Source organism: Pseudarthrobacter defluvii (genome assembly GCF_030323865.1).
In the GTDB taxonomy this organism is placed as follows: Bacteria; Actinomycetota; Actinomycetes; order Actinomycetales; family Micrococcaceae; genus Arthrobacter; species Arthrobacter sedimenti.
Genome location: NZ_CP066362.1, coordinates 1464302 through 1483253 on the forward strand (window position 1 = coordinate 1464302; position 18952 = coordinate 1483253).

Consider the following 18952-nt stretch of genomic DNA (forward strand, 5'->3'; position numbering starts at 1 on the left):
TTATGACTTTCGTGATGGGCCCCGCCCTGCTGTTCTGCCCCGCCGACCGGCCGGAGCGCTACCAAAAGGCCGCCGCCCGGGCCGATGCCGTGATCCTTGACCTGGAAGATGCGGTGGCGCCGGCGGACAAACAGCGCGCCCGCGGCGCCATCCTGGCCCAGTTGGGAACCACCGGGGTGGAACCGGAACTGGAACCCAGCTGCACCATCGTCAGGGTCAACCCGGTAGGAACGGAAGACTTCGAAAAGGACATGCACTGCCTGGCCCACACGCCCTACCGCACCGTGATGCTGGCCAAGGCCGAGTCCGCAGAACAGCTCAAGGCCCTTGAGGGGTACCAGGTGATCGCGCTGTGCGAGACGGCCCTTGGCGTGCTCAACGCACCGGCCATCGCCGCCGCCCCCAACGTGGTGGGCCTCATGTGGGGGGCGGAGGACCTGCTGGCCACGCTTGGCGGTACGTCCAGCAGGACGGACGACGGCGGCTACCGGGCTGTTGCGCTGCACGCCCGCTCGTCGGTGCTTGTGGCGGCCCGGGCGTTCGGCAAGGAAGCCGTGGATGCCGTCTACACCAACATTCCCGACCTTGAGGGCCTTGGGGCGGAGGCGGCCGACGCGGTGGCCTCAGGCTTCAGTTCGAAGGCCTGCATCCACCCGAGCCAGGCCGGGGTGGTCCGCAAGGCCTACGCGCCGTCCGATGACGAAGTTGCCGCGGCCCAGGCCCTTCTGGCTGCCGCGGAGTCAGCCGGGTCCGGAGTGTTCCGGTACGAGGGGAAAATGATCGACGGCCCCATCCTCAAACATGCCCAGGAGATCATCCGGCGGGCTGCCCAGAAGGTTTAGCTAGCGCTGCCGTCCCTGCGGCCGACGCAGGGACGTGGGCGGGATCGGTTCGTGCAGGAGGGTCCGCACCCAACGGTTCCCCGTCCCGCGGAACTCCTTGCGGCTGGCGAAACGGTAATGGAAGCTGCGCACGCGCACCCAACGGGGCGCGGCGCCGTCGAACGGGTCTCGCCGCAGCAGCCGCAGCATCTGCCGGTCCGCCGCCAGCAGCTTTGCCAGGAAGGCATAAAACCATTCCTCGTGCACGCTGCGCAGCGGCAGGAACCACATGAGCCAGTCAAGGCGCAGGTGGTACGGGGCCCACTGCCGGGGGATCCTGCGGACATCGCCAGGCTTGCCCTTGAAGCCGTACTCACGCCAGTCCGAGCTGTCGCCGGGGTCCTCGTCCAGGGTGCCCTCCACCACGATCTCGATGCGCTGCTTGGTTACGGAGCCAAACGCGCCGTAGGCGTTGACCAGCTGCCACCGGTTAAAGCTCGCGTTCATCAGCTGCCGGCGGGAGAAAAGGTTCCGCAACGGCCAGTAGCTCAGGGCAAGCAGCAGGAGGGACGCAGCCAGGGTGATGGCCAGCCACCACGGCGGGGTGGCCCGCTGCATTCCGGTGGCCGCGTCCCAGTCCGCCGGGATGGCCGGGATCACTGCGTGCGCCACGGGATCGCTGATCGCGGCGAACGCGAGCACTATCGCCATCCAGTTCAGCCAGGCGAAGTTGCCGCTGGCCACCAGCCACAGCTGGGTAACCACCACGACGGCGGCCGCAACACTGGCCACGGGCTGCGGCGCAAAGAGCAGGAACGGCACCACCAGCTGCGCGATGTGGTTCCCCACCACCTCGATGCGGTGCAACGGCTTGGGCAACAGGTGCGCCTGCCGGCTGAGCGGCCCCGGCATGGGTTGGGTTTCATGGTGGTAGTACAGCGCCGTCAGGTCCCGCCACTCCCGGCCGCCGCGGATCTTGATCATGCCCGCCCCGAACTCCAGCCGGAACACCAGCCACACGATCAGGATCAGGATGGTCCGGGGCGGCTCGGTCTGGTTGGAACCCAGGAAAGCCACGGTGAAGCCCGCCTCCAGGAGCAGCATCTCCCAGCCGAACCCGTAGAACGTCTGCCCCACGTTCACGATCGACATGTACAGGAGCCACAGGGCCAGGAAGGCAATCAGCGGCACCCAGGGCGGCCCCATCTGCGGAATTCCGGCCACGAGCAGCGCCGAGACCACCAGGCCGGCGGCGCAGACACCGCGCAGCAGCCGGTCCGAGTACCGCCACCGGAACAGCGTGGGCCGGCGCATCCGGGTAAACCCGGCCAGGAACTCCGGGACCGGCAGCAGGCCGCGCTCGCCAAGCAGGGCGGGAAACTGGTTCAGCGTGGACAGGAACGCCACCAAGTACAGTGCCGCCACACCCCGCTGCAGCACCTGCCGGGCGAATTCGTACTCCGGCGCATCAAACCATGAGAGCCAGTCCACGCAGTCCACGTTACGCCCGGCCACCCCGGGGTCAAGGCGCAGCAGCAGGTCAGCGGCGCGGGACGGCGCGCGGCCGGCCCCGGAGGGTGCGGGATACTTAACCCATGCAGCCACGCAGAGTCGTCCTCCTCGGATCCACCGGTTCCATCGGCACCCAGGCGATTGACGTCGTCGACGGCGCCCCGCACCTGTTCGAGGTGGTGGCACTGAGTGCCGGGGGCGGCAACCTGGAACTCCTGGCCCGGCAGGCCGTCCACACCGGTGCCGCAGCCGTGGGAATCGCAGGGGGAGACCCCGCCCGGCTGGAAGCACTGATCCGTGAAGCCGCGGCCGCAGCAGGCCGCCCCGGCTACCGGCCCCAAATCGTGGCCGGTCCGGATGCGTCTGCGCAGATCGCGGCGGTCGAAGCCGATGTGGTGCTCAACGGCATCACCGGATCGATCGGACTGGCCCCCACACTGGCGGCGCTCAAGTCCGGCGCCACCCTTGCCCTGGCCAACAAGGAGTCGCTGATTGTGGGCGGCAGCCTGGTCAAAGCCGCGGCCGCGGAGGGCCAGATTGTTCCGGTCGACTCCGAACACTCCGCCATTGCCCAGTGTCTGCGCTCCGGCACTGCGGACGAGGTGGACAAGTTGATCCTGACCGCTTCGGGCGGCCCGTTCCGTGGCAGGAGCCGGGCGGAACTCCACGGGGTGACGCCGCAGGAGGCCCTGGCCCACCCCACCTGGGACATGGGCATCATGGTTACCACCAACTCGGCCACGCTGGTCAACAAGGGCCTGGAAGTCATCGAGGCGCACCTGCTGTTCGATATTCCACTGGACCGGATTGACGTCGTGGTCCATCCTCAGTCCGTGGTGCACTCCATGGTGCAGTTCGTTGACGGCTCCACCATCGCCCAGGCTTCCCCGCCGGACATGCGGCTGCCCATCGCGCTGGGGCTCGGCTGGCCGGCCAGGGTGCCCAAAGCCGCCAGCGCGTGCGACTGGACCAAGGCCGCCACCTGGACCTTCGAGCCGCTGGACACTTCGGCGTTCCCCGCCGTGGGCCTTGCCAAGGATGCGGCCAAGCAGGGCAGCACGTTCCCTGCCGTGTTCAATGCGGCCAACGAGGAAGCTGTCACGGCGTTCCATGCCGGCAGGATCCGGTTCACCGACATCGTGGATACCATCGACACCGTGCTCAGCGAACACTCAGGCTCCTCCGGGCTGACGGTGGAATCAGTGCTGGATGCTGAAAGCTGGGCACGCGCCCGCGCCCACGAACGTTTAGCAGTCAGCAGTCTCTAGGAAGCAGCAGCACCTCCATGACCCCTGTTTTACTTTTCATCCTCGGCGTCGTCTTTGTGGCGGTGGGCATCGCCGTGTCCATTGCGCTTCACGAAGTGGGGCACCTCGTTCCCGCCAAATTGTTCAAGGTCCGCGTCACCAAGTACATGATCGGCTTCGGGCCTACGCTGTGGTCCCGCCGGAGGGGCGAAACCGAATACGGCGTCAAGGCCGTACCGCTGGGCGGCTACGTCTCCATGATCGGCATGTACCCGCCCAACAAGGAAGACGGCTCAGTCCGGCCCTCCAGCACCGGCATGTTCCAGACACTTGCCACCGAGGCGCGCTCCCAAGCGCACGAGGAAGTTGGCCCCGGCGACGAAAACCGGGTGTTCTACCGGCTGCCGGTTTGGAAAAAGATCATCGTGATGCTTGGCGGCCCGGCCATGAACATGATCCTCGGCCTGCTGTTCACGGCCGTGCTGCTCATGGGCTTTGGGGTTGCCACAGCCACCACCACCATCTCCGACGTGTCCAAGTGCCAGGTGGCCGCCGGCCAAACCGTTGATCCCAATTCCGCTGACTGCCAGCTGACGCCGGCAGCTGCTGCCGGGCTCAAGCCGAACGACACCATTACCTCCTTCGACGGCAAGGCCGTGACCAGTTGGAGCCAGCTGACGGAATGGATCCGTGCTTCTGCAGGCAAGGAAGTGGCCATCACCGTGCAGCGGGACGGCAACCCCGTGTCCACCACCGTGACTCCCGTTCTTTCGGCCCGGCCGGTGATGGGAAACGATGGACGCCAGGCCACCGACGCCGCCGGCACCCTCCAGTACCAGGACGTCGGTTTCCTTGGCATTGGTGCGCAAACGGCACTGGTGCCCCAGCCGGCGTCGTCCGTCCTGCCGATGGCGGGGGAGAACATCCGCCAGGTGGCCGGGGTGGTCTTCAACCTTCCTGCCCGCGTGGTGGGCGTGGCCAAGGCCGCGTTCAGCGAAGAGCCGCGCGACCCCAACGGGCCCATCAGCGTGGTGGGCGTAGGCAGGGTGGCAGGCGAAGTGGCCGCCATGGAGGCCGTGCCGCTGCAGTCCCGGGTGGCAACCCTCGTTGGCCTGCTGGCAGGCCTGAACTTCGCACTCGCGGTGTTCAACCTGATCCCGCTCCTGCCACTCGACGGCGGCCACGTTGCCGGGGCGCTCTATGAGGGCGTACGGCGCAAGGTGGCAAAGCTGCGCGGCCGGCCCGATCCCGGGGCCTTCGATATCGCCAAGCTGCTGCCCGTCACCTACGTGGTCGCGGCGCTGCTTATGGGCATGAGCGTGCTGTTGATCTACGCCGACATCGTCAAGCCGGTCAATCTCTTCGGGTAGCCGCGGCTTCTGTCGGGCCGGGTCGTTGGCCGGCACGGATGGCTTCCGTTCCGCTGGCGTGAGCCGATATCGGCTGATTCCGGAATATCAGCCAAATGTGATTGATTCGCTGGCATCAGCCACCTATGGTTGAGGAATGTTCGTTCTGACCATCGACCAGCGGGGAAGTACCGGCGCCCAGGACCTCGTCCCGGACCTTCTCGCCGGGATCGCAGCGCTGCAACTTCCCCGAACGGAGCAGCCGGTCTTCGAACGTACCGTCGGTGACGAAGTCCAGGGAGTAGTATCCGACGCTTTGGCTGTCGTGGAGATTGCCCTCCATGCACTCCGCGCCGGACGCTGGTACGTGGGGATCGGCGTCGGAACCGTCTCCCTGGCTCCAGGCGCCAGTCCCCGCGAAGGAACCGGTACTGCGTTTGTTGCCGCCCGCAAGGCCGTTGAGCTGGCCAAAGCCGCCGGGCCGCAGGTGCCGCTGTCAGTGGTGCCGGGCATCATGGCAAAGACCGGTGGGGGTGTCCCCGGCGGGGAAGGGAGCCAGGCCTGTGCAAATGCAGAGGCGGTGCTTCGGCTGCTCGGCCGGCTCGTCCAGGACCGCACGGAGGCCCAGTGGCGGGTGGTGGATGCCCTGCGCCGCCTGGGTTCGGACAGTGCGGGTTTGGGCCGCCAGGCCCCGCGCGGCCAGGGGCCGGGCCGGCATGGAAGCCAGAAACAGGTGGCGCTTGAACTCGGCATCTCGGAACAATCGGTGAGCCGCACCGTGCTTCGGTCCGGGTGGCAGGAAGAATGGGCAGCAAGGCCCGCTGCGGCGATGCTTCTTGGTTTCGCGGACTCGCAGATCAGCGGCCCCTTCAAAGACGACCGTAATGCAGACGACCCCAACGAAGGAGACAGGTGACTGCACTGTGGGTGGCAGTGGCCCTGGTGGTGGCCGGCTTCGCCGGCTGGCCGGTCACGGCGTGGGTGTTCAAGCTCGCACGGACCATCGATGACCGGGCCGATGCTGCGAAGGCAGCGGACGCAGCCCGCAGGGCCGAGCAGGATCCCGCTGCCGACGTCACCGTGGACGACGCCGCTGCGGCCCCGGATGCTGCCCTTGAAACAGCAGGCAGCGCAGCCGGCCAGACGGTTGACGGTGAGCTGACCGCGCCGCCTGTCCAGCCGCCGTCGGACGCTCCCGCCGCACCGCCGCTCTCCACCCAGCGCATCCTGCGCGGCGGCGCCATCATCGGCGTACTGGAGCGGCTGGGGGTCTGCCTCGCCATCCTCACCGGGCAGCCCGTGGCCATCGCCTACATCGTTGCCATCAAGGGCTTGGGCAGGTTCGCCGAGCTGAAGGAAACCCCGGTGGCAGCCGAGCGCTTCATCATCGGGACGCTGACATCGATGCTCTGGGCGGCCGGAACCGCTGCCGCAGTCAAAGTCCTCTTCCTGCACTGAGGTCACGGCCGCCCCGTCTTTGCCGCACCGCTGGTCTTTGCTGCATCCACCACCGGCCCTGCCTGCGATGTGTACGGTAGCAAGCCAGCCATGGCGATAGGGTAGCGGTATGACAGTTTTTGCCGTTGAGTACGTTTATGCCGCCAGCTCCACTGAAACCCGCAACGAGGTCCGGCCCGCACACCGCGAATGGACGGGGAACCTGGCGCAGGACGGCGTCATCGTAGCCAGCGGCCCTTACGGTGACGGTGCCGGTGCCCTGCTGATCTTCAAGGCCCTGGATGAAGCCGCCCTCAACTCGATCCTCAAACAGGACCCGTTCGCCGGATCCGGTGTGATCGCCGGTACCCGCATCACCGAATGGTCACCGGTAACCGGCATGCTGGCCGGGATTTCCGCGTAGCCGCCTCTTTACCCTTTCAACTCAAGGAGTCCACGTGACCTCGGTCAGCCTGGGAATGCCGTCAGCACCACCGCCCGTCCTTGCCCCCCGCCGCAAGACGCGCCAGATCAAAGTCGGCTCGGTAGGCGTAGGGTCTGATTTCCCCATCAGCGTGCAGTCCATGACCACCACGCCCACCACGGACATCAACGCCACGCTGCAGCAGATCGCCGAACTGACGGCGTCCGGCTGCGACATCGTGCGCGTCGCCTGCCCGTCCGCTGACGACGCCGAGGCGCTGCCCATCATTGCCCGGAAATCCCAGATCCCGGTTATCGCGGACATCCACTTCCAGCCCAAGTACGTCTTCGCGGCCATCGAAGCCGGTTGCGCGGCCGTGCGCGTGAACCCGGGAAACATCCGCAAGTTCGACGACCAGGTCAAGGAGATCGCAGCCGCCGCGAAGGACCACGGCACCTCCATCCGCATCGGCGTGAACGCAGGTTCCCTGGAGCCGGGGATCCTCAAGAAGTACGGCAAGGCCACGCCTGAGGCGCTGGTCGAGTCGGCGGTTTGGGAAGCCTCGCTGTTCGAGGAGCACGGCTTCCACGACTTCAAGATTTCCGTGAAGCACAACGACCCCGTGGTCATGGTGGCCGCATACGAGATGCTCGCGGAAAAGGGTGACTGGCCCCTGCACCTGGGCGTCACCGAAGCCGGCCCGGCCTTCCAGGGGACCATTAAGTCCGCCACGGCGTTCGGCGCACTCCTGTCGCGGGGGATCGGCGACACCATCCGCGTGTCCCTGTCCGCGCCGCCGGTGGAGGAGATCAAGGTGGGTAACCAGATCCTCCAGTCGCTGAACCTGCGGCCCCGCAAGCTGGAAATCGTGTCGTGCCCTTCCTGCGGCCGGGCCCAGGTGGACGTGTACACTCTGGCAGAACAGGTCACCGCCGGGCTGGAGGGAATGGAAATTCCGCTGCGCGTGGCGGTCATGGGCTGCGTGGTGAACGGCCCGGGCGAAGCGCGCGAGGCTGACCTTGGTGTCGCATCAGGCAACGGCAAGGGCCAGATCTTCGTTAAGGGCGAGGTCATCAAGACTGTTCCCGAGAGCGCAATTGTTGAGACACTGATCGAAGAGGCTATGCGTATCGCGGAAGAGATGGGGGAGGCCGATGGCGAAGATGCTGTCAAAGGTAGCCCCGTGGTTAGCGTCTCGTAGGGACGCACCAGACCCGGCAGGGCTTTCTGTCCGTGCGCTCGACGGCCAGGACACCCCCGCGCTGACATCGCTGGCCCAGCAGGATCCGGTGGCCAACGTATTCATCCTGGCCCACCTTCGCGGCACCGGGACGGCGGCACCCACCAGCGGCGGGGCCGGCGTCATCGGCGTTTTCGACGACGGCATCCTGACGGGTGCGTGCTGGGCCGGGGCCAACCTTGTTCCGGTCCAGCTCGACCCCGCCCTGGCCCCCCTGGTAGCGGAGGCCGCCAACAGTTCCGGTCGCAGGTACGCGTCCGCTTTCGGTCCCGCCGATGCCGTGCTGGCACTCAATGCCGAACTCACGGAACTGGGGCACCATGCCCACGAGGTCCGGGCGGACCAGCCGCTGATGGTCATCGACGGACCGCCCCGGGTACAGCCCCACCCGGGCCTGGCGCATGGGGACCTGGCCGACTTCGACCGCATCCTTCCCGCCTGCGCCGCCATGTTCGAGGAAGAAGTGGGGTACTCGCCCTACCTGGGCGGCAGGGAGTTCTACAGCCGGCGGGTGGAGGGCCTTATCAGGCAGGGACACTCCCTGGTCCATCTCAACGAAGCCCGCGAAGTGGTGTTCAAAGCCGAGCTGGGTGCAGTAACGGAGGACGTCACCCAGGTCCAGGGGGTGTGGATGAATCCTGCCTTCCGCGGCCAGGGGCTCAGCGCGGCGTACATGGCGGCAGTGGTTGAAAAAGCCCGGCAGATTGCGCCGATGACCAGCCTCTACGTCAACGGGTTCAACACCAGGGCCAGGTCCACCTACGAGCGTGTGGGCTTCCGCCAGGTGGGGACGTTCGCTACAGTCCTCTTCTAGCCGGTAAATGCCGGCTGTCTGCCGCGTGCTGAATATTGGGGGAAAAATTGAAGACGTCCGTGCTTGGAACTTTCGGGGCCTGCGCCCTTCTTGCCGTTAGTGTTTCTGCGTGCGGCGGGACATCCGCGCCGCAGGCAGGGGAATCCACAGCTGCCGCGTCTGCGGCCCCAGCAACACATACCCCCACCCCAACGGCAACCCCCACGCCAACCGCCAAGGCCTACACCACGGACGAACTCGCTGCCATCGTGGGACAGGTCCGGGACGCAGCCGACCGAAGGCTGTCCGTCCTGCCCAGTACTGACATCAACACCACGCTGGAACAAACCAAGGCGATGATGGCGTCCATCGACGTCAAGCCGGCAGAGTGCAAGGAACTCGCCGCGGCAAGCACGGTGCCTTCCGTCGACGGAGCAACCATGGCGATGGGCATGAGCACGGACTCCGGCACCGGGGCCGTCACAGCACTATCGCTGATTGCCGGCCTGGACCAAAGTTTCCTCGCCAAGGTCAAGGACCAGCCGGACCAGCTGGCCAAGTGCTCCTCCATGACCATGACCGCCTCCGGTGTGGAGGTTGCCGTCACCGTAAAACCGGTGGAGGGGGCCGGCAGCCTTCCCGGCACCGTTGCGTACCGGACCGACAGCGCCCTGCCCGATGGCCGCAAGCAGTCAACCGTCACTGCCCAGGTGGTCAAGCAGGGCGTGGTACTCACCTCGGTTGCGTCGGGCGGCGGGAGCGAGGCCGACGCCGTGCGGCGGGCAGGTGCCCTCCTGGACTCCGCTGCCGCGCTGGTTAAGTAACAACAGCCGTGTCGCGTAACAACAATTCGCCAAGAAACAACACCGGAAGTAATGCGCGGCGACATATATCGGGTAAACGAATTCCGAAAATAAAAACACTTGTCAAACGTGCGCACGATCACATAAATTCGTTATAGCTGCGCTGGAAGTGGGGTGGGCGGTCTCACCAGTCCTCACCAGTACTCAGGCGATAACGGCGTTGAGCCACGCCCGGATGCGATGACCAGCCTCATTGGGGGGCCAGGGGCTTTGCATTCCCGGGCGTGGCTCTACTGTTTCCGGCCCTTGCCGGGCACGTCGGCCCGGCTTGCTTCCGCGGCCCGTAATTGCCGCAGGTTCCGTGCCGGTAGATTAGTATCCAGACGAATTGTCCGGCCCTGCTGACCCAGCACTTCCCCAGAAACGGATACCACCCGTGGTCCTACGACTGTCCCAGCTTTTCCTGCGCACGCTGCGCGAAGACCCCGTCGATGCCGAGGTCGCCAGCCACAAACTCCTGGTCCGCGCCGGCTATATCCGCCGCGCTGCCCCCGGCATCTACACCTGGCTTCCGCTGGGACTGACCGTCCTGCGCAAGGTCGAGGAGATCATCCGCGAGGAAATGGCAGCCATTGGCGCCCAGGAAGTCCACTTCCCGGCCCTGCTGCCGCGCGAGCCCTACGAGGCTACCAACCGCTGGACCGAATACGGCGAGGGCCTGTTCCGGCTGCAGGACCGCAAGGGCGCCGACTACCTGCTGGCCCCCACGCATGAGGAGATGTTCACGCTCCTGGTCAAGGACCTGTACTCGTCCTACAAGGACCTGCCGCTGAGCCTGTACCAGATCCAGAACAAGTACCGCGATGAGGCCCGTCCCCGCGCCGGGCTCCTCCGCGGCCGCGAGTTCATCATGAAGGATTCCTACTCCTTCGACGTGGACGATGCCGGCCTCGATGCCAGCTACGCAGCTCACCGCGCCGCCTACCTGAAGATCTTCGAACGCCTGGGCCTCGAGGTGGTGCCCGTGGCTGCCACCGCTGGCGCCATGGGAGGTTCCAAGAGCGAGGAATTCCTCTTCCCCACCGAGATCGGCGAGGACACCTTTGTCCGGTCCGCCGGCGGCTACGCGGCCAACGTCGAGGCCGTCACCACGGTGGTCCCTGACGAAATCGACTTCAGCAGCGCCCCCGCCGCCGAGGTTTTGGACACCCCGGACACTCCCACCATCGAGACCTTGGTTGCCGCTTCAAACCAGATTGCCCCGCGCGCAGAGTCCGACGGCGGCGCCTGGACTGCAGCGGACACGCTCAAGAACGTGGTCCTCGCCGTCACGCTGCCCACCGGTGAGCGGCAGCTCGTGGTCATCGGCGTCCCCGGCGATCGCGCAGTGGACCTCAAGCGGGTGGAGGCAAACATTGGCGCCTTCCTGCCGATCGGTGGAGAGATCGGCCTGGAGCAGGCAGGCGAGGAAGACCTTAAGAAGCAGCCGCTGATCGTCAAGGGCTACCTTGGCCCCGGCCTGTCCCTGGACGAACCGCTCCTGGGCGCCGAAAGCGCCACCAACCTGCTCTACCTGGTGGACCCGCGGGTGGTCAGCGGAACTGCGTGGATTACGGGCGCCAACGAGGCCGGCAAGCACGTCTTCGGCTTGGTGGCTGGCCGCGACTTCACCTGGGACGGCGTCATAGAGTGCACCGAAGTCCGTGCCGGGGACCCCTCCCCGGACGGCTCCGGCCCGCTGGAGACCGCCCGTGGCATCGAAATGGGCCATATCTTCCAGCTCGGCCGCAAATACGCCGAAGCCCTGGACCTCAAGGTGCTGGACCAGAACGGCAAGCAGGTGGTGGTCACCATGGGTTCCTACGGCGTCGGAGTCACCCGCGCCGTGGCGGCCCTGGCGGAGGCCAATCACGATGACCGCGGACTGGTCTGGCCCCGGACGGTGGCTCCCGCCGATGTGCATGTGGTCGCTGTGGGCCGCGGTGACGAGATCTTCCAGACGGCGGAAAAGCTGTCGGTGGAACTCGAAGAAGCCGGCCTGTCCGTCATCTACGACGACCGGCCCAAGGTCTCGCCGGGCGTGAAGTTCGGCGACGCCGAGCTGGTGGGTGTCCCCACTATCCTGGCCGTGGGCCGTGGCCTGGTGGACGGCGTGGTGGAGATCAAGGACCGCCGCAGCGGCGCCGCCGAGAACGTGGCGGTAGACAAGGCCGTCGACTACGTGGTCAACGCCGTCCGCAACCAGTGACCTCCGGCTTCGAGTCGATTCAGCTCACCACCATCATCCTGATCGTGGTGGCTGGATTCGCAGCTGGCTGGGTGGATGCGGTGGTGGGAGGCGGAGGCCTCATCCAGCTTCCGGCGCTGCTCCTGGTTCCCGGGATCGCGCCGGTCCAGGCCTTGGCCACGAACAAGATGGGCTCCATCTTCGGCACCGCCACCAGTGCTGTCACGTATTACCGGCGGGTGGGGCCGGACCTTCGGACCGCGGTGCCCATGGCGGTGATAGCACTGGCAGGCAGCTTCGGCGGGGCAAGCCTGGCCGCCACCCTGCCGGCCGGGGTTTTCAAGCCCATCATCGTGGTGGCCCTGGTCGCCGTCGCGCTTTTCACGGCATTGAGGCCCAGCGTGGGCGAGCTGACGGCGCTGCGCCATGAAGGCCATAAGCACTACGTCGTAGCTTGCCTCATCGGTGCTGTGATCGGCTTCTATGACGGGCTTATCGGTCCGGGGACGGGCTCCTTCCTGGTCATCGCCCTGGTGTCCGCCATGGGCTATGCGTTCCTGGAAGCAAGCGCCAAGGCGAAGATCGTCAACATGGCCACCAACGCCGGCGCCCTGTTGTTCTTCCTGCCGCACGGGTCCATCCTGTGGGGGATCGGTCTGCTGCTCGGGGGAGCCAACATGGCCGGCGGCTACCTCGGCGCCCGCACTGCCGTGAAGCAGGGCAGCAAATTCGTCCGGGTTGTCTTCCTGGTGGTCGTGGCGGCCCTGATCGTCAAGCTCGGCTACGACGTGTGGCAGGAAAACTTCTCCTGAGCAGTCCGGGAAACTGGTCCTCGTCGCGTGGACCAGCCCGGCGTAGCATGCAGGTATGGCACACGGCGATGACGGGTTTGCCGCGGCACTGGCAGCCGCCGCAGGGTATTCGCAGGCCTGGCTGGACAGCCTTCCACACCGCCGCGTTGGACCCGGCCGGAACGCCTCAGAGCTCGCCGCAGTCTTCGGCGGGCCGCTGCCTGAAGCAGGAATGCCTGCGGCCGGCGTCATCGACTTCCTGGCCACCCAGGCAGAGCCCGGCCTCATGGCCATGCCCTCTGGCCGGTTCTTCGGCTGGGTGATCGGCGGCACCCTGCCCGCGGCGCTGGCTTCGGACTGGCTGGTCAGCGCCTGGGACCAGAACGCCGGCCTGCGCTACGCCACCCCGGCCACCGCTGCCATTGAGGAAGCCGCCGGGCATTGGCTGCTGGACCTGCTGGGCCTGCCCTCCACCGCCGACGTCGGATTCGTCACCGGCGCCACCATGGCTAACTTCACCGGAATGGCTGCCGCCCGCTGGCGGCTGCTCGCGGACGCCGGCTGGGACTTGGACCGCGACGGGCTCTTCGGCGCGCCCCGGATCCGGTGCTTCGTGGGACGGGAACGGCACGACACCGTAGACCTGGGCCTGCGCTACCTGGGCCTCGGAAAACCAACGGAAGTCGACGCCGACGGGCAGGGCCGCCTGCTCCCCGCCGCCCTGGACGCCGCGCTTGCCGGCGGCACCGGGCCCGCCCTGGTGTGCCTCCAGGCAGGCAACCTGCACTCAGGCGCCTTCGACCCCTTTGCCGAGGCCATCGCCGTCGCACGCAAACACGGCGCCTGGGTACATATCGACGGCGCGTTCGGCCTGTGGGCTGCCGCGGCGCCGGAACTGCAGCACCTCACCCGGTGCTATGAAGAGGCAGACTCCTGGGGCACCGATGCCCATAAAACCCTCAACGTGCCCTACGACTGCGGCATCGCCATCGTCCGCGACCCCTCGGCGCTGCGCGCAGCGATGGGACTGCACGCGAGCTACCTGGTGCACGACGCGGACGGCCCGGGCGATCCCTTCGAGAAGGTCCCGGAACTCTCCCGCCGGGCACGGGGAGTACCCGTGTGGGCCGCGCTGAAAAGCCTGGGCCGCGAGGGCGTGGCAGCCCAGGTCGGCGGCCTGGCGGGTGCCGCCGCGGCCATCGCGGAGGGGATGGCCGCCCTGGATGGGGTGGAGGTGCTCAACGACGTCGCCTACACCCAGGTGTGCCTGGCTTTCGGCGACGACGACACCACCCGCGCGGTCACGGCCCGCATCATTGAGGACGGGAAAGTGTGGATGTCCGGCTCGCGCTGGCGGGAGCGGGACATCCTCCGGGTTTCGGTGAGCAACTGGCATACGGCGGGGGAGGACGTGGGCACCGCCGTCGAGGCCGTGGGGTCAGCACTGGCCGCAGTACGGAACTTCTGACCGTTCCCGCGCCCCGTGCCGCCAGCCCTACCCGTCGTGTCCTGGCTCCGGCAGCGCATGGGGATCCGGCAGGCCGTCCAGTGTTTTGCCGGCCAGCGTGCTGGACACCCAGAGAGACCGGGCCAAACCGCCCCTGCGGCCCTGAGCGGCGTACCCCAGTGCGTTTTCGACTTCCCTGGCGATGCACCACTGCCGGGCCACGTCAGGGTCCAGGCCGGCAGCGGAGCTGAAGTCGTGGCAGCGCCTGAGCAGCGCCGCGCCGGCCTGGGATGCCGGGAGGTCCGCAAGGCGGTTCCACAGCAGCGGGGCCACGGCGAACTCGGGTTCGCCAATCATGGGCTGGGGGTCGATGGCCGCGTAGCCCGCCGCCGTCGGTACTGCACCTGCGGGCGGTATCCCCGGGCGCGCCAGGACATTCAGGAAATGCAGGTCCGTGTGAACCAGCAGGTCGTGCGCTGACCGGCGGCCCACGGTTCCGCGCGTCTGGCATACCTCCAGGGCTGCCTCCAGCAGCCAGCGGGGGAACGGGCGGCCCAACTGGTCCCAGTCCGCCGGCAGCTCGTCGCTCCACTGTTCCGCGCGGGCGGCGATGTGGGCGAACTCCCGCCATTCGGGCCGGTGGTCCGGGGCCAGCCCCAGTTGCCGCACCAGCCCGCCCCACACCACGGCACCGTCGTCCAGCGGTACGTCTGCCAGCGACCGGCCTGCGTCGAGGCGTTCCAGGAGCATCGCGCATGATTCCGCGTCCGAGGCCAGCAATGCAACAGCGCCATGGCCGCCCCAAAGCGCCAGCGCATGCCGCTCCACCCTGGCTTCATCTTGGGGGAAAGCAATCTTCAAGGCAGCGGGTGAACCGTCTTCCCGCCGCACCGGCACTACGATGCCGCCATGTCCGCTCCAGGGCAGGCTGCCGGGCGCCAGGTCAACGTCGAGCTGCCACTGCTCCAGGCGGTCAGCCAGCAGCCCCGGAAGACTGTCGAGCCAGGTCCGTCCCGCTCTGTCGCGCATGTAACGCGCCATGAGGTCCGGCGGGATGGGCGGCGCCGGCACCACGGGGTCAGACAACACCCGAGGCGCCCAGCAGGTTGCCGATCACAAACGTCGCCACCAGCGCCAACGCGCCACCCACCACCACGCGCACAGCCGCCCGCATCTTTGAGCCGCCTCCGATCCATGCCCCCAGGGCGCCCGTCAACGCCAAGGCCACCAGGACTGACGCAAACGTCAGCGGCACCCGGAGGTCGGGCGGAGGCAGCAGAATGGCGAGCATTGGCAGGATCGCGCCGATAGTGAACGCAATGGCGGAGGCGAATGCTGCGTGCCAGGGGCTTACGATGTCCTCCTCGGCGATGTTGAGCTCGGCGGACAGGTGCGCGGCCAGGACATCGTGGGCGGTCAGTTCCCGGGCGACCTTGGCCGCGGTCTCGGGGGGCAGCCCCTTGGCCAGGTAGATGGCGGTCAGTTCGGCGAGCTCCGCTTCCGGTTCTTCCTCCAGTTCGCGGCGTTCCTTCTCGATCAGGGCCCGCTGGCTGTCGCTTTGGCTGCTGACCGAGACATATTCGCCCAACGCCATCGACACCGCACCGCCCACCACCCCGGCCACCCCAGCCGTGAGGATTGGGCCCAGCTCAGCTGTGGCGCCTGCGACGCCCACCACGATGGCGGCCACGGAGACGATGCCGTCATTCGCTCCGAGGACGCCGGCGCGCAGCCAGTTCAGCCGGTGGGCAATGTCATTGCCGTGCGGTTCCGTCTCAAGGTGGCTGCCCAACTCCGGGCCTGCGGCACCGGTTCCCGGGACATCGGCTGGATCATCGGCGTTCATGCCTTCAGCAAACCACCCCTGCCTTCCCAGTGCCACCCTCTGCGTGGCCTTCTTTGCGCCCGGACATCCAGGAAGGCTGACTGCGGTTCAGGACCCCGGGGACGACGGCGCCGTGCTGGTATCGGCAGGAAGTCCAGTACCAGCGGGAAGGGCAGGCAGTTGGCCAACGTCCAGGGCGAGGCCCGGAACGGGTCCAGGGTCAGCGCCCCAGCGAAGCGCCCTTCCCGCGGCAGCCTGGAGCGCTGACAGTGCCCACATCCGGTCCTGGCCCTGGGACAGCGCCACCAGGTCGCCGTAGGAGGCGAGCGTCGCTGCCTCAAGCCTGCCCAGGCCTGCCGGCGGTGCGGCCAGGAAGCCCGGATCAAGGACATAGCCGGGCTGCTGCGGTACGGCAGTTCCACACGCGAGCCTGAGGCGTTCCTCCGCGGCGGCGGCCAGTTCCCGGTGCCGGGCCAGGAATTCCGACGCCGGCCCGGCCTCGGCGGGACCAAGGCGGGGGAGTGCCGCCTGGTATCCGTAGGCAGCCTCCTGCTCCGCGGTGATGGCAGCGGCCAGGGCCTGGCGCACACCGGCAGCAGTACCCGGGCCCCCGCCCTCCTCGGAGGCAGCCGGGGAAGGCGACGGGCACGGGGACGCGGTTGCCGGGCCGGACGTCTTTTCCACCGTTGCGGCGGCCGTTCCCTCAGGGGCGGGTACTCCTGTGGCGGCGGCCAGGCGTCCGGCGGCCAGTAGCTGCGCGGTGCCGGCGCCCGCGAGGAGGCGCGCCATGCCGCCGTCGGCTGTTTCTGCGTCCTTGAGGCGGGCGGTCCCGCTGCCGGCCAGCGCCTGGACCAGCCCGGCAACACCGGCGGGACCGGCGGTGGAAGACGGCCGGACAGAGGCTGCCGGCATGGCGGGCGCGGTTTCCGGCGCAGGGCCCCTCAACGCCCTGGCCTGGATGGTCAGCAAGGTCACAACGGGGTCCAGGAGGGTGGAATCCGCTGCGCCGGCGGAAGCCAGCTCCATCCCGGAAGCACGCAGGTCCATGGCAGCAGTGAGCGCCGCCGCCCTGGCCCGTTCCGTGAACGGCGGCTCGGCTGGGGCCGGCTTTTCCGCGGGAATCAAGGCGAAACCAAGGCTCAGGACCACCAGAGCCGCAAGGGCAAAGACGGCAAATCGGAACGGGCGCACGCGCGGGTGGGGATCCTTGAGGGGGTCTTTCACAACAGACCATGGTGTCACGCTGAGGGGGCACCCGGTTGCACCACTGGGCCGGTAAAATAGCTACGCTAGTAAACACCACATCATCTATAGGGAGGCGGCCGGCATCGTGAGCAACGCAGAAGCTACGGCTTCACCAGACCACACCGGCACGGGACGCGGAACCGCTCCGGCCCACAACCCCGAGGCTGCGCGGCTCCGGGCCCTCCTGGAACCCGCCGTTCACGCCAACCGCCTGTACCTCGAGGACGTGGCCATCATCCCCGGCTCCCACCGCGTGGTCCACGTCGTGGTGGACCTGCCGCAGGAGGAAACGGGCGGCGTCAGCCTGGACGTCATCGCGGACATCTCCAAGGTGCTTTCGGACGTGCTGGACAACGATCCCAACGACGACGGCCGTCCCTATGACCTCGAAGTGTCCTCGCCCGGCGTCGGCCGTCCCCTGACCGAACCGCGGCACTGGCACCGTGCCCGGGGCCGGATGGTCAAGGTCAACGTCATCCAGGGCGACAACATGACCGGCCGCATCAAGTCCGTGGATGACGGGGGAGTCACCCTCGTTCCGGAGATCGCCGTCAAGAAGGGCATGAAGCCCCGGCAGGGCGAACCCGTAAAGCTTCCTTTCGACAGGATCCGCAACGGAAAAGTCGAGATCGAATTCAGCCACCTCCCGGAGGACGGTCTGGAACCTGAACACAATGGACCTTCTGAGGAGGCCTGATGGATATTGACATGAGCGCACTGAGACTTTTGGAGCGTGAGCGTGAAATCCCGCTGGACCTCCTGATCCCCACCATCGAGCAGGCGCTCCTGGTGGCCTACCACAAGTCGCCCGGCGCCTTCGAAAAAGCGCGTGCCGAGCTGGACCGCAAGAGCGGCCACGTGACTATCTGGGCTGTGGAGATTGACGACGACGGCGCCCCCATCGGCGAATTCGAGCACACCCCCGAAGGCTTCGGCCGCATCGCTGCCAGCACCGCGCGCCAGATCATCCTGCAGCGGCTCCGCGACGTTGAGGACGACAACGTCCTGGGCGAGTTCAAGGGCCGCGAAGGCGAGCTGGTGTCCGGCACCATCCAGCAGGGCAACAACCCGCACATGATCCAGGTCAACCTCGGCTCGCTCGAGGCCCTGCTTCCGCCGCCCGAGCAGGTTCCCGGCGAGAAGTACATTCACGGAAACCGCCTGCGCGCCCTTGTCATCGACGTACACCGCGGCACCAAGGGCCCCTCTGTGACACTGTCCCGGTCACACCCGGGCCTGGTCCGGAAGCTCTTCGAACTGGAAGTCCCGGAAATCGCCGACCACTCCGTGGAGATTGTGGCGCTGGCCCGCGAGGCCGGCCACCGCACCAAGATCGCCGTTAAGGCGAACACCCCCGGGATCAATGCGAAGGGTGCCTGCATCGGTGAGATGGGTTCCCGCGTCCGTGCCGTCATGACCGAGCTGAACGACGAAAAGATCGACATTGTCGACTACAGCGAGAACCCGGCGACCTTCATCGCCAGTGCGTTGTCGCCGTCGCGGGTGAATTCGGTCACCATCACGGACGAGGCCACCCGCTCCGCGCGGGTGGTGGTCCCGGACTACCAGCTGTCCCTGGCCATCGGCAAGGAGGGTCAGAATGCCCGCCTCGCGGCAAAGCTGACCGGATGGCGCATCGACATCGTCTCCGACGCCGCGGTGGCCCGCGACAAGTAACTACCGGGATGGGGGTGGCTGGCGCACCGCGGCAGCCACCCGTTTCGGGCAGAATGGCCCCGAGGGGCTAGAATGGATAAGACCGCGCCTAAGAGCCGGTAGCCGTGTGCTTTG

General features: G+C 67.4%; 18 protein-coding genes. 14 read left to right on the top strand and 4 right to left on the bottom strand.

Translation table 11 applies throughout. The features are described 5' to 3' along the window. Positions 1 to 2 precede the first annotated feature (2 nt). Positions 3 to 842: an HpcH/HpaI aldolase/citrate lyase family protein gene (locus JCQ34_RS06730; RefSeq protein ID WP_286403091.1), complete on the top strand. Its 840-nt coding sequence runs from the start codon at positions 3 to 5 to the stop codon at positions 840 to 842. Here JCQ34_RS06730 and JCQ34_RS06735 read toward each other — a convergent pair whose 3' ends face one another. After that, positions 843 to 2312 (bottom strand): lipase maturation factor family protein, encoded by a 1470-nt coding sequence (locus tag JCQ34_RS06735; RefSeq protein ID WP_286404344.1) that lies wholly within the window; start codon positions 2310 to 2312, stop codon positions 843 to 845. 104 nt (positions 2313 to 2416) lie between these two features. Between JCQ34_RS06735 and dxr the strand changes: the two genes are divergently transcribed. The 11 genes from dxr to JCQ34_RS06790 all read left to right on the top strand — a co-directional run bounded on the left by dxr (position 2417) and on the right by JCQ34_RS06790 (position 14112). Continuing rightward, entirely contained in the window at positions 2417 to 3601 is a 1185-nt protein-coding gene (gene dxr, locus JCQ34_RS06740) for a 1-deoxy-D-xylulose-5-phosphate reductoisomerase (protein WP_286403094.1), read from the top strand. 17 nt (positions 3602 to 3618) lie between these two features. Next, positions 3619 to 4950 carry a M50 family metallopeptidase gene (locus tag JCQ34_RS06745; protein WP_286403096.1) on the top strand — a complete coding sequence of 444 codons (1332 nt, stop codon included), beginning with the start codon at positions 3619 to 3621 and terminating at the stop codon, positions 4948 to 4950. A 136-nt stretch (positions 4951 to 5086) separates the two neighbouring features. Next, positions 5087 to 5845 (top strand): MarR family transcriptional regulator, encoded by a 759-nt coding sequence (locus JCQ34_RS06750; protein WP_286403097.1) that lies wholly within the window; start codon positions 5087 to 5089, stop codon positions 5843 to 5845. Further along, positions 5842 to 6387: a hypothetical protein gene (locus JCQ34_RS06755; RefSeq protein ID WP_286403099.1), complete on the top strand. Its 546-nt coding sequence runs from the start codon at positions 5842 to 5844 to the stop codon at positions 6385 to 6387. Before JCQ34_RS06750 ends, JCQ34_RS06755 begins: the two co-directional genes overlap by 4 nt. Before the next feature lie 109 nt (positions 6388 to 6496). Next, on the top strand, positions 6497 to 6790 hold the full coding sequence (locus JCQ34_RS06760; RefSeq protein ID WP_286403100.1) for a YciI family protein: 294 nt from the start codon (positions 6497 to 6499) through the stop codon (positions 6788 to 6790). A gap of 34 nt (positions 6791 to 6824) precedes the next feature. Further along, the gene (gene ispG, locus JCQ34_RS06765) at positions 6825 to 7991 is read left to right on the top strand and encodes a flavodoxin-dependent (E)-4-hydroxy-3-methylbut-2-enyl-diphosphate synthase (RefSeq protein WP_141161002.1); all 1167 of its coding nucleotides are present in this window, start codon (positions 6825 to 6827) and stop codon (positions 7989 to 7991) included. Then, positions 7954 to 8844, top strand: coding sequence for a GNAT family N-acetyltransferase (locus JCQ34_RS06770; RefSeq protein WP_286404347.1), 891 nt, complete (start codon positions 7954 to 7956; stop codon positions 8842 to 8844). Before ispG ends, JCQ34_RS06770 begins: the two co-directional genes overlap by 38 nt. A gap of 59 nt (positions 8845 to 8903) precedes the next feature. Next, positions 8904 to 9647: a hypothetical protein gene (locus JCQ34_RS06775; protein ID WP_286403103.1), complete on the top strand. Its 744-nt coding sequence runs from the start codon at positions 8904 to 8906 to the stop codon at positions 9645 to 9647. Positions 9648 to 10062: 415 nt separating this feature from the next. Then, a complete protein-coding gene (locus JCQ34_RS06780; protein ID WP_286403105.1) occupies positions 10063 to 11874 on the top strand; it encodes a proline--tRNA ligase in 1812 nt (603 codons plus the stop codon). Beyond that, entirely contained in the window at positions 11871 to 12665 is a 795-nt protein-coding gene (locus JCQ34_RS06785) for a sulfite exporter TauE/SafE family protein (RefSeq protein ID WP_286403107.1), read from the top strand. The genes JCQ34_RS06780 and JCQ34_RS06785 overlap by 4 nt, the downstream gene beginning before the upstream one ends. A gap of 55 nt (positions 12666 to 12720) precedes the next feature. Next, on the top strand, positions 12721 to 14112 hold the full coding sequence (locus tag JCQ34_RS06790) for a pyridoxal phosphate-dependent decarboxylase family protein (RefSeq protein ID WP_286403108.1): 1392 nt from the start codon (positions 12721 to 12723) through the stop codon (positions 14110 to 14112). Positions 14113 to 14139: 27 nt separating this feature from the next. On the opposite strand, the gene JCQ34_RS06795 is transcribed toward JCQ34_RS06790, so the two are convergent. From JCQ34_RS06795 to JCQ34_RS06805, 3 genes are all read right to left on the bottom strand, one after another. Further along, positions 14140 to 15132: an aminoglycoside phosphotransferase family protein gene (locus tag JCQ34_RS06795; protein ID WP_286404349.1), complete on the bottom strand. Its 993-nt coding sequence runs from the start codon at positions 15130 to 15132 to the stop codon at positions 14140 to 14142. A 37-nt stretch (positions 15133 to 15169) separates the two neighbouring features. Further along, on the bottom strand, positions 15170 to 15937 hold the full coding sequence (locus JCQ34_RS06800; protein WP_286403110.1) for a VIT1/CCC1 transporter family protein: 768 nt from the start codon (positions 15935 to 15937) through the stop codon (positions 15170 to 15172). Between the two features lie 87 nt (positions 15938 to 16024). Beyond that, positions 16025 to 17107, bottom strand: a complete 1083-nt coding sequence (locus tag JCQ34_RS06805) for a DUF4439 domain-containing protein (protein WP_286403112.1) — start codon at positions 17105 to 17107, stop codon at positions 16025 to 16027. A 139-nt stretch (positions 17108 to 17246) separates the two neighbouring features. On the opposite strand from JCQ34_RS06805, the gene rimP reads away from it, so the two are divergent. Together rimP and nusA are read left to right on the top strand one after the other, a co-directional pair. Beyond that, positions 17247 to 17858, top strand: a complete 612-nt coding sequence (rimP, locus tag JCQ34_RS06810) for a ribosome maturation factor RimP (protein ID WP_286403114.1) — start codon at positions 17247 to 17249, stop codon at positions 17856 to 17858. After that, positions 17858 to 18838, top strand: coding sequence for a transcription termination factor NusA (gene nusA / locus JCQ34_RS06815; protein ID WP_142134579.1), 981 nt, complete (start codon positions 17858 to 17860; stop codon positions 18836 to 18838). Before rimP ends, nusA begins: the two co-directional genes overlap by 1 nt. Positions 18839 to 18952: the final 114 nt, after the last annotated feature.

Bases quoted from the DNA above. Each gene is read 5' to 3' on its own strand.
- JCQ34_RS06730 (WP_286403091.1), top strand. From the start codon at position 3: ATGACTTTCGTGATGGGCCCCGCCCTGCTGTTCTGCCCCGCCGACCGG.
- dxr (WP_286403094.1), top strand. From the start codon at position 2,417: ATGCAGCCACGCAGAGTCGTCCTCCTCGGATCCACCGGTTCCATCGGC.
- JCQ34_RS06745 (WP_286403096.1), top strand. From the start codon at position 3,619: ATGACCCCTGTTTTACTTTTCATCCTCGGCGTCGTCTTTGTGGCGGTG.
- JCQ34_RS06750 (WP_286403097.1), top strand. From the start codon at position 5,087: ATGTTCGTTCTGACCATCGACCAGCGGGGAAGTACCGGCGCCCAGGAC.
- JCQ34_RS06760 (WP_286403100.1), top strand. From the start codon at position 6,497: ATGACAGTTTTTGCCGTTGAGTACGTTTATGCCGCCAGCTCCACTGAA.
- JCQ34_RS06770 (WP_286404347.1), top strand. From the start codon at position 7,954: ATGCTGTCAAAGGTAGCCCCGTGGTTAGCGTCTCGTAGGGACGCACCA.
- JCQ34_RS06790 (WP_286403108.1), top strand. From the start codon at position 12,721: ATGGCACACGGCGATGACGGGTTTGCCGCGGCACTGGCAGCCGCCGCA.
- JCQ34_RS06795 (WP_286404349.1), bottom strand. From the start codon at position 15,132: ATGGCGCGTTACATGCGCGACAGAGCGGGACGGACCTGGCTCGACAGT.
- JCQ34_RS06800 (WP_286403110.1), bottom strand. From the start codon at position 15,937: ATGAACGCCGATGATCCAGCCGATGTCCCGGGAACCGGTGCCGCAGGC.
- nusA (WP_142134579.1), top strand. From the start codon at position 17,858: ATGGATATTGACATGAGCGCACTGAGACTTTTGGAGCGTGAGCGTGAA.